This window comes from Bacillus sp. HNG, assembly GCF_003400205.1.
Classification (GTDB): Bacteria; Bacillota; Bacilli; order Bacillales; family Bacillaceae_L; genus Ferdinandcohnia.
Window position 1 is genome coordinate 1 of record NZ_QUQV01000050.1, and the last position, 1,614, is coordinate 1,614.

General features: G+C 32.9%; 1 protein-coding gene. It reads right to left on the reverse strand.

Features of this window, described 5'->3' with window-relative positions:
- Positions 1 to 147: 147 nt before the first annotated feature.
- Positions 148 to 1,365 (reverse strand): IS110 family RNA-guided transposase, encoded by a 1,218-nt coding sequence (locus DZB84_RS24575; protein WP_116354911.1) that lies wholly within the window; start codon positions 1,363 to 1,365, stop codon positions 148 to 150.
- Between the last annotated feature and the right edge of the window lie 249 nt (positions 1,366 to 1,614).

Below are 1,614 nucleotides of genomic sequence, written 5' to 3' on the forward strand. Positions count from 1 at the left end.
TTTCTTACGTTTAGTCAAGTGGTTATTCCATAAAGTTTTATAATATATATTTTAGTGGCTGGGGGATTAAAAGAAAACATGACAAATAGACCTATCCATTTACATTTTTTTGAATAGGGCTAGATTTGTGATACTATGTATGTATGACTATGATGTGGTGGCTAGCCGGTAATCATAGTTTAGGTTGTGGGTAACTAAAAAGAATATATTCTTTAATAGTTTATTCACACAAGCGATAGACGCAACTTTATGACATTTGTTGTAAGGTTGCGTTTTTAATTTGTCATAGTAATCAACGATGTGATTGTTGCCAATTCTGCGTAATTTAATCATATTTTGTATTATGATGAAAAGCAGTTTTCGTAAGTGTTTGTTACCGCGTTTATTAATCTTATCTTTATAAAATGTTTTACCTGACTGATATCTACGAATATCAATACCTGCATATGCATTAAGCTGTTTATTATTTTTAAATCTTGTAATATCACCGATCTCTGCCATCAATCTTACGGCAGTATTGGGACCAATCCCAGGAATACTGATCAATATTTGATACTCTAATCTCTCCTCAGCTAAAGCCACCATTTTCTTTATACAGGATTCCTTCTGGTTCATTAACTCTTGATACCTTGCGGCATATACTTTAACTTGCTCACATAATACATCATCTAAAGATACAGCTGGATAGGATTTTTCCGCTGCTTCTAATAGTTCTATGGCTTTCTTTTCTGCTCTCTTCTTAGAAATGTTTTTATTTGTATTTGCCATTATTTTATTTTTAATCACTGTCTTTGAGTGACTGAGTATTAAATCAGGGTGTGGAAATATTTGTACGATATTTAAAAATAGCTCCGATTTAGCTTTGAATATGGTCTCAAGTTCAGGAAATGTTTCTTGTAGAACCTTATGCAATCTATTGCGAATAACTGTTAATTCATCATCCAACTCACTATAAAAGCGAGAAAGGGATTTTAGCTGTTCAAATACTCTATCTGATGAATGTTTTACCTTTCTTTCCGTATTAAAGTGGGTAAGAGCCAGTTGATGTGCATCACTTTTATCCGTTTTATGTATTCGTAATGCATCACATTGAATTTTAGCTTCTAGAGGATTTAATAAACAATAAGAATAATTGTTTTCTGCCATAAACCGTTCGAGTGGTCTAGAGTAAACTCCTGTTGATTCAAAAACAATGTCTGGGCATTTCCCATAGCCTTGAGTTATTTGTTCTATTTTATTTTTTACATCGATAAAACTAGGTCTATCGTGTTGAATTTCACCCTCAAAAATACATTGTTTTAAAGGGTTGTAGATTACCATATAACTTTTCCCCATACTCACATCAAATGCCATTACATGCTTCATAATTGAACCTCTCTTTCCAAATTGAAGTCTTCATCTTACACTTATCGATTCCCATTTCTTATACACGATCTCAAGGATCCAACATACTTAAACCTGATTCAAATAAGGTAAGTGAAGATGGCCAGTTTGTTTTAGCGGATTCAAAGACCCAAAACGTTTGTCGACCTATTCTTCACTTCTACTATATAAAAAAATAGTAGTGCGAACCAATGCCTTGGTCTGCACTACTAATCTTAGTATGTTTGTTTA

Excerpts from the sequence above, each read along its gene's own strand:
- DZB84_RS24575 (WP_116354911.1), bottom strand. The coding sequence starts at position 1,365 with ATGAAGCATGTAATGGCATTTGATGTGAGTATGGGGAAAAGTTATATG.